General features: G+C 69.7%; 11 protein-coding genes. 8 read left to right on the plus strand and 3 right to left on the minus strand.

Features of this window, described 5'->3' with window-relative positions; all coding sequences use genetic code 11:
- Positions 1-1,113 precede the first annotated feature (1,113 nt).
- Positions 1,114-2,505: a type VII secretion integral membrane protein EccD gene (gene eccD, locus ACIA8K_RS23990; protein ID WP_396062811.1), complete on the minus strand. Its 1,392-nt coding sequence runs from the start codon at positions 2,503-2,505 to the stop codon at positions 1,114-1,116.
- Between the two features lie 137 nt (positions 2,506-2,642).
- Between eccD and eccCa the strand changes: the two genes are divergently transcribed.
- From eccCa to ACIA8K_RS24010, 4 genes are all read left to right on the plus strand, one after another.
- Complete coding sequence (eccCa, locus tag ACIA8K_RS23995) at positions 2,643-6,590, plus strand: type VII secretion protein EccCa (protein ID WP_396062813.1); 3,948 nt, start codon at positions 2,643-2,645, stop codon at positions 6,588-6,590.
- Positions 6,591-6,814: 224 nt separating this feature from the next.
- Positions 6,815-7,129, plus strand: coding sequence for a WXG100 family type VII secretion target (locus ACIA8K_RS24000; protein WP_396062815.1), 315 nt, complete (start codon positions 6,815-6,817; stop codon positions 7,127-7,129).
- 24 nt (positions 7,130-7,153) lie between these two features.
- The gene (locus ACIA8K_RS24005) at positions 7,154-7,435 is read left to right on the plus strand and encodes a WXG100 family type VII secretion target (RefSeq protein WP_396062817.1); all 282 of its coding nucleotides are present in this window, start codon (positions 7,154-7,156) and stop codon (positions 7,433-7,435) included.
- A 111-nt stretch (positions 7,436-7,546) separates the two neighbouring features.
- The gene (locus ACIA8K_RS24010; RefSeq protein WP_396062819.1) at positions 7,547-8,920 is read left to right on the plus strand and encodes a S8 family serine peptidase; all 1,374 of its coding nucleotides are present in this window, start codon (positions 7,547-7,549) and stop codon (positions 8,918-8,920) included.
- A gap of 58 nt (positions 8,921-8,978) precedes the next feature.
- On the opposite strand, the gene mycP is transcribed toward ACIA8K_RS24010, so the two are convergent.
- Entirely contained in the window at positions 8,979-10,169 is a 1,191-nt protein-coding gene (gene mycP, locus ACIA8K_RS24015) for a type VII secretion-associated serine protease mycosin (protein ID WP_396062821.1), read from the minus strand.
- A 378-nt stretch (positions 10,170-10,547) separates the two neighbouring features.
- Here mycP and ACIA8K_RS24020 point away from each other — a divergent pair, with 378 nt between their 5' ends.
- From ACIA8K_RS24020 to ACIA8K_RS24030, 3 genes are all read left to right on the plus strand, one after another.
- Positions 10,548-12,248 (plus strand): nitrite/sulfite reductase, encoded by a 1,701-nt coding sequence (locus tag ACIA8K_RS24020; RefSeq protein ID WP_396062823.1) that lies wholly within the window; start codon positions 10,548-10,550, stop codon positions 12,246-12,248.
- Between the two features lie 221 nt (positions 12,249-12,469).
- On the plus strand, positions 12,470-13,279 hold the full coding sequence (locus ACIA8K_RS24025) for a phosphoadenylyl-sulfate reductase (protein WP_396062825.1): 810 nt from the start codon (positions 12,470-12,472) through the stop codon (positions 13,277-13,279).
- The gene (locus ACIA8K_RS24030) at positions 13,261-14,040 is read left to right on the plus strand and encodes a sirohydrochlorin chelatase (RefSeq protein WP_396062827.1); all 780 of its coding nucleotides are present in this window, start codon (positions 13,261-13,263) and stop codon (positions 14,038-14,040) included. The genes ACIA8K_RS24025 and ACIA8K_RS24030 overlap by 19 nt, the downstream gene beginning before the upstream one ends.
- A gap of 218 nt (positions 14,041-14,258) precedes the next feature.
- Here ACIA8K_RS24030 and ACIA8K_RS24035 read toward each other — a convergent pair whose 3' ends face one another.
- Positions 14,259-14,513, minus strand: a complete 255-nt coding sequence (locus ACIA8K_RS24035; RefSeq protein WP_033345527.1) for a WhiB family transcriptional regulator — start codon at positions 14,511-14,513, stop codon at positions 14,259-14,261.
- A 993-nt stretch (positions 14,514-15,506) separates the two neighbouring features.
- Between ACIA8K_RS24035 and ACIA8K_RS24040 the strand changes: the two genes are divergently transcribed.
- Entirely contained in the window at positions 15,507-15,929 is a 423-nt protein-coding gene (locus ACIA8K_RS24040) for a hypothetical protein (protein WP_396062829.1), read from the plus strand.
- Positions 15,930-16,008: the final 79 nt, after the last annotated feature.

Below are 16,008 nucleotides of genomic sequence, written 5' to 3' on the forward strand. Positions count from 1 at the left end.
TGGGTGGTGGCAAGGGCCGGCACCGAAGCCGCGAGCTTGCCGAAGGGGCAGTTGATCTTGGCTCTCCCGTGTCGCCGCGCCAGAGACAACGGCAGGTCGGGCGTTCCACGCCGAGATGGGTTCGTTGTGTGAGATCTCGCGTCCATCTGGCGGGATGCAAGATCCTTGCGGCTCTGGTGGCCCTTATTGCGCTCGGATAAGGGCCACCAGAGCCGCAAGGATCTTGACGTGAGCCTTCCTGCCTCTTCGGCTTCAGGACGAACGCACAAGGCGGCCTCTATATGACGAAATATCGGGCGCGCAGCGCCCGAACCTGCCTGGACACTGACCGCGGATCTCCACATGAGGCGGGTCGTGAGCGCTGGGGTGTGTCCTGATATATGCGGATCCGGTGTGGCTCCGCGTTCGTGCCCGGCCCTGAGACCTGCCGAAGTGCCACGACAGGCCCGCATACTTGCGGAAGTCGCGGCCTCGGTGCCAGCCCTTGCACCCACCCACGCCTCAACTCGAAGCTGCCTCAACTCGAAGCTGTCTCAACCCGCAGCCGCTTCGCCCGCAGCCGCTTCGCCCGCAGCCGCTTCGCCCGCAGCCGCTGAGACGGCGGCAGTGCTGCTCTCGCCTCCGCAACCACAATGAACAGCTGAAACCACTCACCACGCCCAAGTCCATTCGATCGTCAGTCCCCAGGCGGCCCGAATGGGCAATAGAGGTGCTCCCACGGGCAAATCTCACGTCGCCAGCTCCGGGTTCTTCGCAAGCACGGCCGGGAAGATGCCGAGAGGGCTCCGCTGGCGCTCTGCTCGTCGCTCGGAGCCGGTTCCGCCGTGGCCGGAAACAACCCGTGGTCCTGGGTTGCCCCGGCCTGCTGCGCACCGTCAGGGACGTCGATGGCGCACCGGGGTTTCGGTGACCGGCCACGGATCCGAGGCCGCGGGAGCATGCGGGTCCGGACCACCGCGGAGGCGGGAGATGAGCTTCTACGGGCTTGATCGTTGCTTTTTTGGCTGCGGTGGATCCGGGGTCGCGGCGGGGAAGCGAGTCCGTGGGCTCGGGGGAAAGCGGCAGGGCCGGGACCGCGGTGGCGGTTCCCGGCCCTGGTGGGGCGAAATGGGGCTATGCGCTCACTGTGGTGATCCAGCTGTAGAGGCCGCAGACCCAGGCGGCGAGCGGGACCACTGTGAGGATGAGGATGATCTCCCAGATGTCGAGCAGGCGGCCCCAGATGGGGGCGATCCGCTTGCCGGCGACCGAGAGGCCGTAGATCAGGCTGATCGCGGCGACGATGATCAGGCCGCCGAGGACCAGGCCGAGCCGGGCCGCCCAGCCGCCCCAGCCGAAGACGGCGAACGCGACGAGGATGAGGCCTCCACCGCCTGCGAGCAGCGAGGGGAGGCGTTCGCGGCGGCTCGGGTAGGGGCGGGCGCGCAGTAGCAGGAGCAGCGCGAGCGCCAGGCCGAGCAGCACCGCGCTGAGGCCGCCGTCGAAGGCGAGGACGATCTCGGCGCTGAAGACGATCGTGGAGACGGTCCAGATCAGCGCGGTCAGGTACTCGTCCGCGCGCTCGCTGAGGTCCAGCACGCGGCGCCCGTCGACTGTCTCCTCGTCGGCCTTGAGGTCCTCCGGGCCGGTCGGGATGGACGGGACCGGTACGCGGGCCAGCCGGTAGGACAGCATCGGCAGCGCCGGGTGGAACGCGAAGACCACGCCGGCCACGATCGCGGCCGAGGCCGCGGCGCTCCGGTCGAAGATGATGCAGATTCCGGCGCCGAGTGCGAGGGCGACGCCACCCGCGGCCGAGCCCAGGAACAGTGGTGTCGCATAGCCGACCGCGAGGGTGGCGATCACGCCGAGCAGGAGCAGCACCGCGGCGCCGAGCAGCACGTGCGGGGCGGCGAGGTCGGCGATGGCGAGGTCCCCGGCGAGCAGCAGCAGGCCGCCGATCGTGCCGAAGACCAGGCTGACGCCGGCCACCAGCGCGCCGCTGCGGCCGTCACCTGCGGCGCGGGACAGCAGCGTGGCGGTAAGCATGAGCAGCGCGGCCGAGGCCAGCCCGGCGATGCCGCCGGGCAGCTGCGGCGGGCCGGCGAACAGCACGCCGATCGCGCCGGCAAGCAGCGCCACGGCCGCGAAACCGACCGAGAAACGCCTGGTCATCGCCGTGTCCCAGCGACCCTCACGCTTCTGGGTGGCGGTCGCGACCGCGTCGACGATGTCGTCGAACACGACCTCGGGACGCGCCTCCGCACGTGGCGTGAAATAGAGCATCTCGCCGTCGCGGATCTCCAGTTCGACAGCGGTGCGCGAGCTGTCGAGCGGCCGGCCGCCCAGTCGCGCCAGCGCCCAGCCTCCCTGCGCGGCGCCCTGGTCCGCGACTTCCTCGCCGGCATGCTTCAGGACCGTGGGCAGTAGATCGGCCAACGGCACGTCGGACGGCAGGGCGAGGTCGAGCCTCGTCCTGGGCGCGACGATCGTGACCCTGCTGCTCCCGCTCACTGTGGCGGCCATGGTTGCCTCCCCGTGGATCCAAGCCACTCACGTTTCGTGAGGAGAGTACCTACGATGGCGAACGCTAGGATGCCCACCCGACGCCACCTCCGATGAAGCGGCGTCCGACGGGGGATTTACGGGGAGGCGAGACGCGGATGAGTACGGTGCTGTTCCGGCGGCCACCGCGGCGGCAGGGGCCACAGCTGCCCCGGGGCGAGGTGCTTCTGGAGTCGCCGCCCGAGCTGCCGGAGGAGCTGCCCAAGTCGCTCGGGCAGTTGATGATGATCCTGCCGATGCTCTGCGGCGCGGGCGCGATGGCGTTCCTCTACGCGGGCCGTGGCGGCGGGGCCATGATGTGGGTGGCCGGCGGTCTGTTCGGCGTCTCGATGGTCGGCATGGCGGTCGGCCAGATGGGCGGCGGCAACGACAAGGCCGAACTGAACGCGGACCGGCGCGACTACATGCGCTACCTCGCGCAGGTCCGGAAGCGGACCCGGCGCGCGGCGGAGCAGCAGCGGGCCGCGACCACCTGGAAGCACCCGGAGGCGGACGCGCTGTACTCGTTCGCGGCCTCCCGCCGGATGTGGGAGCGGCGCGTCACCGAGGACGACTTCGGCGAGGCCCGGATCGCGATCGGCCCGCAGCAGCTCGCGGTGCAGATCGTCACGCCGGAGACGAAGCCGGTCGAGGACCTCGAGCCGATGGCCGCGATCGCGCTGCGGCGGTTCGTCCGCTCGCACTCAGTCGTGCCGGACCTGCCGATCGCGCTGTCCATCCGCGCGTTCAGCCGGATCGTGCTTCGCGGCGACCGGGAGCCCACGCTCGGCCTGATGCGCGCGGTGCTCGGCCAGCTCACCACGTTCCAGGCGCCTGACGATCTGCTGATCGCCGTGGTCGCGGCGCCGGACCGGCAGGCGAGCTGGGACTGGACGAAGTGGCTGCCGCACGCGCAGCACCCGCGCCGCAACGACGCCGCCGGTGGCCGGCGGATGGTGTTCAGCACGCTGCTCGCGGCCGAGCAGATGCTCGCGGACGAGCTGGCCAGCCGTCCCCGGTTCAGCCCGGACGCGAAGCCGCTGACCACGTCGCCGCACGTGCTGATCGTGCTTGACGGCGGCGAGGTGTCGGCGAACTGCCAGCTCTACGGCCAGGGTCTGCTCGGCACGACTGTCGTCGACCTCTCCGGCGCGGTGCCGCGGGACGCCGGCCGGTGGCTGCTCTGCCTGGACGTCACCGCCGACTCGGTCGAGGTGTTCCGCGGCAAGTCGAGCACCCACCTCGGGAAGCCGGACCAGCTCAGCCTGGTGCAGGCCGAAGGGCTGGCGCGGCAGCTGTCGCCGTACCGGCTGTCCCAGCAGAGCGCTGCCACGTCGGAGGAGCCGCTCGCCAAGAGCATGGAGCTGCCCGACCTGCTCGGCATCGGCGACGTCGCGGGCGTGGACATCAACCAGACGTGGCGAACCCGGCCGCACCGGGACCGGCTGCGCATCCCGCTGGGCCTCGGGCCGGACGGCAACGTCGTGGAGCTGGACTTCAAGGAGTCCGCGCACGAGGGCATGGGCCCGCACGGCCTGATCATCGGCGCGACCGGTTCCGGCAAGTCGGAGCTGTTGCGCACGATCGTCGGCGCGCTCGCGGTGACCCACTCGTCGGCGGAGCTGAACTTCGTGCTCGTCGACTTCAAGGGTGGCGCGACGTTCGCCTCGCTCGACGCGTTGCCGCACACCAGCGCCGTGATCACCAACCTGTCGGACGAGCTTCCGCTTGTCGACCGCATGAAGGACGCGCTCGCCGGTGAGATGGTGCGCCGGCAGGAGGCGTTGCGCGCGGCAGGCAACTACGTCTCCCGGTTCGACTATGAGAAGGCGCGGGCGGCCGGCGAGGAGCTGGACCCGATGCCCAGCCTCCTGATCATCTGTGACGAGTTCAGCGAGCTGCTGGCCGCCAAGCCGGACTTCATCGACCTGTTCGTCATGATCGGCCGCCTGGGCCGGTCGCTCGGCGTGCACCTGCTGCTCGCGTCGCAGCGGCTGGAGGAGGGCAAGCTGCGCGGTCTGGACACGCACCTGTCGTACCGGATCGGCCTGCGCACGTTCTCCGCTGTGGAGTCCCGGATCGTGCTGGGGGTGCCGGACGCCTACGAGCTGCCGAGCGCGCCCGGCCACGGCTACCTGAAGACCGACACCACCACGATGCTGCGGTTCCGGGCGGCGTACGTGTCCGGGCCGTACAAGGCGCCGGGCCGGGCCGTCCGCTCGCAGGCCGTGGTGCAGCGCCAGATCCTTGAGTACGGGACGGAGTTCATCCCGGCCCCCGAGATCAACGAGCAGGTCGTCATGGCCGACGACGAGGACGAGGAGATGGGCAAGCAGCAGAGCATGCTCGACGTGCTCATCGACCAGCTGCACGGCCGGGGCAAGGCCGCGCACCGGGTGTGGCTTGAGCCGCTCGGCGTGCCGCCCACTGTGGACAAGCTGCTGCCGCCGCTCACGCCGGACCCGGTGCACGGCCTGTCGCCGGCCGCCTGGCGGAATGCGGCGAAGCTGATGGTCCCGGTCGGCATCGTGGACCGCCCGTTCGAGCAGCGCCGCGACCCGCTTGTGGCGGACCTGTCCGGCGCGGGCGGCAACGTGGTCATCGTGGGTGGCCCGCGGTCCGGCAAGAGCACGATCCTGCGGTCGATGCTGCTGTCGTTCGCGGTCACCCACACGCCGCGCGAGGTGCAGTTCATGTGCCTCGACTTCGGCGGTGGCGCGCTGCGGGCGCTGGACGGGCTGCCGCACCTCTCCGGTGTGGCGGGCCGCCGCGACGGCGAGGCGGTGCGCCGGACCGTGGCCGAGGTGACGTCGCTGATCGACGAGCGCGAGGCCCGGTTCACCACGATGGGAATCGACTCGATCAACACGTACCGGCGCCGCCAGGCCAACGGCGAGGTGCCGGACGACCTGTTCGGCGACCTGTTCCTGGTGGTGGACGGCTGGGGCACGCTCCGAGAGGACTACGAGGAGCTGGAGCAGACGATCACCATGCTGGCCCAGCGCGGTCTCGGCTACGGCGTTCACCTGGTGATCACCGCGGCCCGCTGGTCCGAGGTCCGGATCAAGATGCGCGACCTGCTGGGTACGAAGCTTGAGCTGCGACTCGGTGATCCGAGCGAGTCGGAGATCGACCGCAAGGGCGCGGCGAACGTGCCGGAGCGCACCCCCGGCCGTGGTCTGACCCGGGACAAGCTGCACTTCCTGGCCGCGATCTCCCGGCTGGACGGCAAGCCGCTGCTCGACGATCTGGCCGAGGCCACCACGTCCGCGGTGGAGCAGGTCAAGGCGGCCTGGCCGCACGCGCCGGCGCCGAAGGTGCGCCTGCTGCCGCGCATGCTCCCGGTGGCGGAGCTGAACCGGATGGTCGACCCGTCCCGGGCCGGCCTGCCGATCGGCATCAACGAGGCGCACCTGGCCCCGGTGCTGATGGACACGTCAGAGCCGCACATGGTGGTCTTCGGCGACGCGGAGTGCGGCAAGACGAACCTGCTGCGCATGATCGGCCGGCAGATCATGGAGAAATTCACACCCGCAGAGGCCCGGATCGTCGTCGGTGACTACCGGCGCGGCCTGCTGGGCGCGATCGAGGGTGATCACCTGCTCGACTACTCCCCGTCGAGTGAGGTCTTCGCCACGAACATGAAGCAGATCCGGGGCGCGTTGCAGGCCCGCCTGCCCGGCCCGGACGTGACGCCGCAGCAGCTGCGGGACCGGTCCTGGTGGCGGGGCCCGGACCTGTACGTGCTTGTCGACGACTACGACCTGGTGGCGTCCGGTGGCAACAACCCGCTGAGCGCGCTCATCGAGCTGTTGCCGCAGGCCAGGGACATCGGCCTGCACCTGATCCTGACCCGCCGGATGGGCGGCGCGGCCCGGGCCGGCTACGAGCAGGTGCTGCAGCGGCTGCGCGAGCTGGACACGCCGACGCTGCTGATGTCGGGCAACCGGGAGGAGGGCCAGATCGTCGGAAATCTGCGCCCGAGCATCCAGCCTCCGGGCCGCGGCATGCTGGTGCGCCGGCGCGACGGCCAGAATCTGATCCAAACTGCCTGGACAGAGCCATAGAAAGACATTTTGCCCCGACGGTGAAGTCCGATAAAAACGTCTGAATTGGACATTTCGCCGTCGGGGCGGTGACCGAGGCTGTAACCACTGGACCTGGTGCGTTACCGTCGTTGCGAAGTGTCCGTTGGTGGGGTTTCAGACGCCGCCGCGGGGGAGGCGCAGCCACTGGCTGCACTGAGGCGCAGCGACTGGCTGCACTAGACGATGACGAAGGGGTGAAGACCATGGCGGGCCCGTTCGAGGTCGATCACGCGACACTCCACACCGCTGCGAACGATGTGCGGTCCACGCGGAGTGAGGTCGACGGGGAGCTCAAGAAGCTCTGGAATGTGGTCGATGACCTTGCCATTGCCTGGCAGGGTTCGGCTTCCACCGGTTTCCAGAACCTCATGAACCAGTGGAACCAGGACACCGAGAAGCTCCAGCAGGCGCTTGACAGCATCGCTGAACTGCTTGACAAGTCGGGCACCACGCACCAGGTGAACGACGAGGAGCAGCAGCAGATGCTCGACAAGTTCCACTCGGCCCTGAACCCGTAAGCAGCGAGAAGTAAGGAGAACGCCATGAGCGTTGTGAAAGTTGATTACGCGGTTCTCGAGAGCTCCACGCAGCAGATCAACTCGATCTCCAAGACGATCGACGAGAAGCTCGACACCCTCCGGCAGATGCTGCAGAAGCTCCAGTGGGACGGTGAGGACCGGGTCGCGTACGAGGCACACCAGGCCTCCTGGGACAACGCGGTCCGGGACATCAACAAGATCCTGAACGACATCGGCCAGGCCGTCGGCGTCGCCAAGGAGAACTACGTCTCCACCGAGATGTCGAACTCCAGACTGTGGACCTGACCTCCGTGTGAGGGCCCGGTTCGGTTTCCGCCGAACCGGGCCCTTCGCCGTTCCGCACGGTCTTTCGCATTACGGACGGTCTTTCGAATCACGGACGGGGTAGAGAAACCGATGAAGCTCGGACGGCGGCGCCGCTTCGCCGCGTCAGCACTTGTCACGCTTGTAGCGGGCGGAAGTGCGGTCCTGGCGGCGCCCGGTGCGGCGTACGCGGCCGCGCCGACGATCGACGCCGAGGCGTACCAGAAGTGGTACTACGACGACTACCTGAAGGTCCCGCAGCTGCAGAAGGCGGCCGGGAGCAAGGGCAAGGGCATCACGATCGCGGTGATCGACAGTGGTGTGGACGTCACGCTTCCCGACTTCAAGGGCGCGGACGTGCGCGACGGCGGCTCCTACAGCACGACGCAGCAGAGCACCGGCGGCCTGAAGGACATCCGCTTCCACGGCACCGCGATCACCAGCATCATCGCCGGCCAGGGCAACGGCCGGAACAACCTGGTCAAGGGCATCGCGCCGGAGGCGACGATCCTGTCCCTGCAGTTCGACAACGGCAACCCGAGGCTCGCGCTGCCGGCGGCCATCCGAGCCGCCGTCGACCAGGGCGCGGACGTGATCAACATGTCGATCTCCCGGGAGGACGCCAACGGCGTCATGACCGCGCTCAGCCCGGACGACCGCGCCGCCGTGGAGTACGCGAACAGCAAGGGCGTGGTCCTGGTCGCCGGCTCGGGGAACCTGGAGGAGACCGGCCCGATCATCGGCCCGCCGGCCGCCATCCCCGGCGTCCTCGCGGTCTCCGGCCTCGACCAGAAGGGCGAGTTCTGGGACGGCGGCGCCACCGGCGCGCAGATGGGCATCGCGGCGCCGGGCGTGGACCTGCTCTCCGCCTACCCGCTGACGATGGGCACCGACGGCTACGGCAACAGCACCGGCACCAGCGCCGCCACCGCAGTGGTCTCCGCGGTCGCCGCGCTGGTCAAGGCGAAGCACCCGGACCTCGACACCGCGAACCTGATCAACCGGCTGACCGCGACCGCGAAGGACAAGGGGCCGCAGGGACGCGACGACCACTACGGCTACGGCGCCATCGACGCGCTGGCCGCGGTCTCCGCCGAGGTGCCGTCCGTGACCGCGAACCCGGTCGGCAACCCGATGGACGGCGCGGACGCCGGTCACGACGCGAGCCTGGACGAGCCGCCGATGCTCGACCGCCTGGTCGCCGACTACTGGTGGGTGGGGCTCGTCGCGCTCGCCGTGTTCGTGCTGATCCTTGTCGTCGCGCTCTCGGCCGGCCGTCGCAAGCGCCCGGTCGCGGCCGGGAACACGGGTTATCCGCAGCAGCAGCCCGGGTACCCGCCGGCCGGCTCCTACCAGCCGCCGCCCTACCAGCAGGCGCCCGGTTATCCGCAGCAGCAGCCGTACTCTCCGCCGCCGCAGGGCCAGCAGCCGCTGCCACCCCCGCCGCCGCCACCGAATTACCGCTGAAAGCACAAACGACGATGGGGGTACGGCTCCGGCCGTACCCCCATCGTTGCTGTGTCGATCAGATGTTGCCGTGGTTCGGGCGCCAGCCGTTGCGGCGGCCCCGCCGGATCAGCGGGGCGCCGGCAAGCGTCGCCACCGTCAGCACAAGCACGATCCCGATCGCCCACCAGGCGACCAGCCGGGCCGTGGCGGTCGGGTCCGCCGGCTTCGCCGCAAGTGCGATCGGCTCGGCTGGCCGTTCCGACTTCGTGGTGAAGACCGTGCTCAGCGCCAGGTACGGATTGACCATGCCGGTGCCGAACGAGTTGTCCTGGCCGGTCGGCGGCTGGTCCGCGGTGGCCATCAGGCGCGCCCGCACGTCCGCCGCCGTCATTGTCGGGAAGTACGACCGGACCAGCGCGGCCGCGCCTGACACGTAGGCCGCGGCGAAGCTGGTCCCGCCTGCCTCCTCACCGACGAAGCCGTCGCCGGTCGGCGCGGGCCCGAACAGGTCCAGTCCCGGGGCGGAGAGGTCCACGTACGGCCCCTGGACGGACGTGGCGACGTGCCCGCCCTGCTCGTCGACGCCGGCAACGGCCAGCACCGTCTTGTACGCCGCGGGGAAGACGCCGCCGTTGCGGGTCTCGTCCGGCGCCTGATTGCCGCCGGCCGCGACCACGACCACGTTCTTCTCCTCCGCGTACGCGATGGCGGCGTTCAGCGAATCGACCGGGTCCGTCTCCAGCGACAGGTTGATGACGTCCGCGCCCTGGTCCACCGCGTAGGTGATCGCCTGCGCGATGCGGCCCGGCGCGGACGGGTCCGTGCTGGGCTTGTCGGAATCGAGCACCCGGAGCGGCAGGATCTTCGCATCCGGCGCGATGCCTGTGAACGCGACGCCGGACACCTCCTTACCGGCGATGATCCCGGCGATGACTGTGCCGTGGCCGAGCGTGTCGCACTGCCCGTCGAAGTCCGGCAGGCTGAAGTCGCGCCCGGCGAGCACCTGGCCCTTCAGCACCTTGTGATCGCCGTTGACGCCGGAGTCGATGACCGCGACAGTGACGCCTGCGCCGCGGCTGAGCGGCCAGGCGGTCTCCGGAGCCAGCCGGTCCAGCGCCCAGCCGCGCTGTGCCGGTGCGGGATTGCCGGCCGGGCCGCCGCAACCGATGCGGGCGTGAGCGGCGCCGGGCAGTGCGAGCGGCGCCGGCGCGATGATCAGCGCGGCCAGTGTGAGCCGCGCGATGCGACGGAACAGGGGTGTACTCACGCGCCTGAGACTAGCGGCCGGCCTCCACACGCACGGGCATGGATGAACACATTGTTACGGCGTGACGGTAACCACAGCGTAACCGGCATCTGGGACGCGGAGCGCGGACCCTGGCCGGGCCGGGATCGATGTGGCAGCATGAGGGACGTGACTACCGCCGCGCACCGTGCCATGACGCTGGGACTGACGTCCCGCCGCCATGTGGATTACGGCCGCGTGCGCAGCGCCATCTGTCCGGCCTGCTGACCTCGCCCGCACCAGTCTGCCTGGGCGTGCACTCGCCGGCCCGTTGACGATGTCGTCGCTTGCCCTGATTTCTCCGGGGCGGCCGCCGTGTGTGTGCGTCCTTCACCACGAGCCACACCGGAGGACGCCGCGATGGCGGTTAGCACCACTCCCACGACCGGCGGCAACGCCCGCCCTCCTCGTCGCCCGCGCGGCGAGGGTCAATGGGCGCTGGGTCACCGTGAGCCGCTGAACCCGAACGAGCGCAGCAAGAAGGACGACAACCCGCTCAACGTCCGCGCCCGGATCGAGAACATCTACGCCCACCGCGGCTTCGACTCGATCGACCCGGCCGACCTGCGCGGCCGGTTCCGCTGGTGGGGCCTCTACACGCAGCGCAAGGCCGGCATCGACGGCGGGCGCACAGCAGTGCTGGAGCCGGAGGAGCTGGAGGACAAGTTCTTCATGCTCCGCGTCCGGGTGGACGGCGGCCAGCTCAGCATCGCCCAGCTGCGGGTGATCGCGGACATCTCCGAGCGGTACGGGCGGAACAGCGCGGACCTCACCGACCGGCAGAACATCCAGCTGCACTGGATCCGGGTCGAGGACATGCCCGCGATCTGGAAGGCGCTGGAGGAGGTCGGCCTGCACACCACCGAGGCGTGCGGCGACTGCCCGCGCGTGGTGCTGGGCAGCCCGGTCGCGGGCGTCTCCGCGGACGAGGCGATCGACCCGACCTCGGCGATCGACGAGATCGTGGAGCGCTTCATCGGCGACCCGGCGTACTCGAACCTGCCGCGCAAGTTCAAGTCGTCGATCTCCTGGCTGGCCGACATGCCGTACGAGGTGCAGGACATCTCGTTCCTCGGCGTGGTGCACCCGGAGCACGGCCCCGGCTTCGACCTCTGGGTCGGCGGCGGCCTCTCCACAAACCCGATGCTCGCCCAGCGCCTCGGCGTCTGGGTGCCGCTGGCCGAGCTGCCCGACGTGTGGGAAGGCGTGGTCGGCATCTTCCGCGACTACGGCTACCGGCGGCTGCGGCACCGCGCCCGGCTGAAGTTCCTGGTCGCGGACTGGGGCGTGGAGAAGTTCCGCGAGGTGCTGGAGAAGGAGTACCTCGGCCGCACGCTTATCGACGGCCCCGCGCCGGAGCTGCCGGAGAAGCCGATCGACCACATCGGCGTGCACGCGCAGGCGGACGGCAAGCGGTACGTCGGCGCGGCGCCGGTCGTCGGGCGCACCTCCGGCGAGCAGCTGCGGAAGCTTGCGGACGTGGTGGCGGCGCACGGCAGCGACCGGGTGCGGCTTACCGCGTACCAGAAGCTGCTTGTGCTTGACATCGCGCCGGAGAAGGTCGACTCGCTCGTCGCCGGGCTGCGTGAGATCGGGCTGGAGGCGTTCCCCTCGGTCTGGCGGCGCTCGACGATGGCCTGCACCGGAATCGAGTACTGCAAGCTCGCGATCGTCGAGACCAAGGCCCGCGGCCAGCAGCTGGTCGAGCGGCTGGAGCAGCGGATCGGCGATCTCGCCGGTGAGGACATCTCCATCCACATCAACGGCTGCCCGAACGCGTGTGCCCGCACCCAGATCGCGGACATCGGCCTCAAGGGCCAGCTGGTGATGGGCCCGGAAGGCAAGCAGGTGGAGGGCTTCCAGGTCCACCTCGGCGGCGGGCTGGGCATGGCCGAGGGTCAGAAGGCCGGCTTCGGCCGCAAGCTGCGGGGCCTGAAGACCACCGCGGACGAGCTTCCCGAGTACGTGGAGCGGCTGACCCGGCGTTACCTGGACGGTCGTACGGACGGCGAGCGGTTCGCCGACTGGGTGATCAGAGTCGAGGAGGACGAACTGCGATGAGCGTGCGAGCGAACGGAACGTGCGGCGCCGGTCTCAGCGGTTCCGCAGCGTCGCGGGGAGCCCGGCATGAGTGAGCGTGCTGCCCCTCTGTACTGCCCGTACTGCGGCGACGAGGACCTTCGCCCGCATGCGGAGACGCACGGTGCGTGGGAGTGCCGTTCCTGCGTGCGCGTATTTTCCATCAAGTTCATCGGAATACTCAGAGAAGCGGTGAACGAGCGATGAGCCCCATCTCCGCGGCCGGCCTCAACCTGATCAAGACCGATGCGGCGCCCGCGCTGTCCGCCACCATGTCCGCGCTTGTCGCCCCGGTCGACGAGGCGCCGGTCGAAGAGGTCCGCCGCACGCCGGAGGAGCTCAAGGCGATCGCGGCCGAGGGCAACCGGCTCCTGGAGGGCGCGCCCGCCGAGGAGATCGCGCGCTGGGCCGCCGAGATGTTCGGCGACCGGTTCTGCGTCACCAGCTCGATGGCGGACGCGGTGCTCGCGCACATCGTCTCCCGGGTGAAGCCGGGCGTCGACGTGGTCTTCCTCGACACCGGCCTGCACTTCCCGGAGACGCTCAAGGTGCGCGACATCGTTGCCGCGACGCTTCCGGTGAACGTGCGCTCGATACGGCCACGGCTCACCGTCGGGCAGCAGGACGGCGAGTACGGCCCGCGCCTGTTCAACCGCGCGCCGGACGAGTGCTGCTTCCTGCGGAAGGTCGAGCCGCTCAACCGTGCGCTCGCCGGCTACGACGCGTGGGCGGCCGGTCTGCGCCGCGACGAGTCGCCGACCCGGGCGAACACGCCTGTCGTCGGCTTCGACCCGAAGAAGGGTAAGGTAAAGGTCAACCCGATCGCGGCCTGGTCCCAGGCCGACGTCGACAGGTACATCGCGCGCTGGAACGTGCCTGTCAACGAGCTGTTCCGCAAGGGCTACACCTCGGTCGGCTGCTGGCCGTGCACCCGGCGCACCACCGCCGGGGAGGACCCGCGCGCCGGACGCTGGGCGATGTTCGAGAAGACCGAATGCGGGCTGCACCTCTAGCGGCGTCGCTGGTCCTGGTCGCCCACGGCAGCCGGGACCCGCGCGCCGCGAACGCCACCCGTGCGCTGGTCCGGGCGGTTGCCGCCGCCCGGCCCGGCGTGGACGTCCGCGCGTCCTATCTGGACCATGCCGGGCCGCGGCCGGGCGAGGTCCTGCACCGGCTGGAGGCGGCCGGGCAGGAGCGGGCGATCCTGGTGCCGCTGCTGCTCACCGCCGCGTACCACGGGCGGATCGACGTGCCGGAGGTGGTACGGACCGCGCGCGCGGACGGGCTGCGCATGCCCGTCGAGATCAGCGAGGTGATCGGCCCATTCGACGGCGTCGTGCCGGACCTGCTCCTGGCCGGGCTGCTGCGCCGCCTCGCCGAGGTCACCGGCGCCGGGCCGGACCGAGGGTTCGACGCGGTGCTGCTGGCCGCGGCCGGAACGAACGACGCCGCGGCGCGCGGAACTGTGGAACAGGCCGCGGTCGCGCTCGGCGAGGTGCTCGGTGTGCCGTCCGCGGTGGCCTACGCGTCGGCCGCACCACCCACGGGCGCGGAGGCGGTGTCGGCGTTGCAGGCCGCTGGTGCGCGCCGGATCGCCATCGCCGGTTACTTCCTCGCCCCCGGGCTGCTTTTCGACACGGTGGTGGCGTCGGCGCGGACGGCCGGCGGGGTGGTGGCGGTGGCCGGGCCGCTGACCGATGCGCCGGACATCGCGCGCCTGGTGCTCTCCCGGGCGGACGCGGTGGACTTCGGCAGTGAGGTGCTGGCCGCCTGACGCGGGCGGATCGGGCTCGGCTTCGACCGTGTGCGCCCGATGCGTACCATATTCGGGTTTCGGGTCGTTTGGGGTTTTTGGTGGTTTGGCGGGTGTGGCTCCTGGGTAATTCGGCGGCGATGAAGCGCGCGATGACCTCTGTGCCAGGGATTTCCGTGCCCGCACAGCAGAACGCCCCGGGAGGGGTTCTCCCGGGGCGTTTCGCGTGTGATCGTGAATCAGGCGGAGTGAGCGCGGACCCGCAGGCCGCCACGGCGCTTCACGGCGCGCCGCTCTTCTTCACTCATTCCGCCCCAGACGCCCGCATCCTGACCCGACTCGAGCGCCCAGGCAAGGCACTCCTCGGTCACGGGGCAGCGCCGGCAAACCGACTTGGCCTGCTCGACCTGGAGGAGTGCCGGGCCGGACGTCCCGATCGGGAAGAACAGCTCAGGGTCCTCGTCGCGGCAGACAGAATCGTGGCGCCAGTCCATGGCGGCAACACTCCTTGTTCTTCGGATCGGTTTCGGTAAATGCGTAATACCATTACTTATGCGCGCGCGGCGTTGATCGCGACGGTGTGCAGCCATCGGTCAACAGTGCGTGAGCAGGCGTTTGTGGAGCCCGTGTTTGTCGCTGGGCGGTCGCACTACGTGTGCGTCCCGGCAACATCCCCGTAACTCATTTCGCTTGTGAATGCTTTCACGAACTCTGGCAAAGTCAAGAGGCGCGCTGCGAAAAAGTTCGGCGCGGTGAGCTAGCTCACGACCCCTTTGTCCGAATTTCGGTATTCCTCCGACACCCGGCACGCGACAGTCAAAAGTCAATGTAGTACGGTCCCCGCCGCATTGCCGTCATTTCCGGCCCGGTTTCTTGTGCTGGCCGCCACGGCCACGATCTCTTGGATCACGTCGTGCCAACCTGATATTGGGCGGGTACCCACTCGTTAGCAGATTACACGCGTCGCGTCAGCTACTCCGCGAAACTGTACTTTCTGTTGAACGCCAAGATACTCACCGTCAAGGTGGTACGGCCGCGGCTTCTCGGCCGGCGGCTGCATACGGGCAGGTCATGCAAGCTCAACGCCCGATTAGCCGTCCCGGTCGCGTGCTGGAGAAAAATCTGCCCCAAAGTGCGCACCGGTCGCTGCGACGCGTAACCGACTGATCGCACTCGCGTCCTATCCCGAGATCAAATGACTCATGTGGACTCACTGAAACCGGACGATCACCGATATGGGCCGGCGGGTGTCAGTCGCACACGATCAACGCGCCAATCCCACTCGGGCGCGCCCTACCCGGACGGCTCCGGCGGAGAGGTGATGTCTCCGATCCGATCAGTGCGGATGTCGCAGATCATCGCCACTCATGGAGAACGCCGGAGTAGTCGTTCGACCACACACTCGCGCATGCCCCACTCGCGCGATCGCCACGGCTTCACAATCGGCCACGGTGAGTGACGGCCGCCTCCCCGGTATCGTGGCAACCGTGACCACCACCCCCGCGGTAGAGCCCGTCACCTCCCCGCCGACGCTGCGGGTGGCCGTGCTGCTGCTCAAGGCGCAGGCCGTGGTGGTCGGCGCGCTCGCCATCTTCCTGGTCTTCAAGGACCTGACGTCCACGTTCGCCGCGTTGAGCGTCGCGCTCGGCGTCACAATCTTCACGATCGCGGCGTCCGCTGCCATCTACGCGATCGCCCGCGCGCTCGGCCACCACCGCGGTGGCGCCCGCGCCCCCGGCATCGTGGTGCAGCTGATGGTCATCGCGATCGGCTACTACATGATCATGGGAGGCCTCGTCTGGCTCGGCGCCGCGCTGATCGCCCTCGCCGTCCTCGTGATCGCCCTCATCGTCTCGCCGCCGTCCACCCGCGCCCTCGGCTTCGCCCCGTCACCCGACGAAACCGCCTGAGCCCTCCGCTGCCGGCCCAACCGTCCCGCTCAGTGTCGAGTGTGGAACGTGGCGCTCCGGGCCGTCGGCGCCTCTACGG

The sequence above is a fragment of the Catenuloplanes sp. NPDC051500 genome, assembly GCF_044454585.1.
In the GTDB taxonomy this organism is placed as follows: domain Bacteria; phylum Actinomycetota; class Actinomycetes; order Mycobacteriales; family Micromonosporaceae; genus Catenuloplanes.

Coding starts and splice junctions, on each gene's coding strand:
- eccD (WP_396062811.1), bottom strand. CDS start 2,505: ATGGCCGCCACAGTGAGCGGGAGCAGCAGGGTCACGATCGTCGCGCCC.
- eccCa (WP_396062813.1), top strand. CDS start 2,643: ATGAGTACGGTGCTGTTCCGGCGGCCACCGCGGCGGCAGGGGCCACAG.
- ACIA8K_RS24000 (WP_396062815.1), top strand. CDS start 6,815: ATGGCGGGCCCGTTCGAGGTCGATCACGCGACACTCCACACCGCTGCG.
- ACIA8K_RS24005 (WP_396062817.1), top strand. CDS start 7,154: ATGAGCGTTGTGAAAGTTGATTACGCGGTTCTCGAGAGCTCCACGCAG.
- ACIA8K_RS24010 (WP_396062819.1), top strand. CDS start 7,547: ATGAAGCTCGGACGGCGGCGCCGCTTCGCCGCGTCAGCACTTGTCACG.
- ACIA8K_RS24020 (WP_396062823.1), top strand. CDS start 10,548: ATGGCGGTTAGCACCACTCCCACGACCGGCGGCAACGCCCGCCCTCCT.
- ACIA8K_RS24025 (WP_396062825.1), top strand. CDS start 12,470: ATGAGCCCCATCTCCGCGGCCGGCCTCAACCTGATCAAGACCGATGCG.
- ACIA8K_RS24030 (WP_396062827.1), top strand. CDS start 13,261: ATGCGGGCTGCACCTCTAGCGGCGTCGCTGGTCCTGGTCGCCCACGGC.
- ACIA8K_RS24035 (WP_033345527.1), bottom strand. CDS start 14,513: ATGGACTGGCGCCACGATTCTGTCTGCCGCGACGAGGACCCTGAGCTG.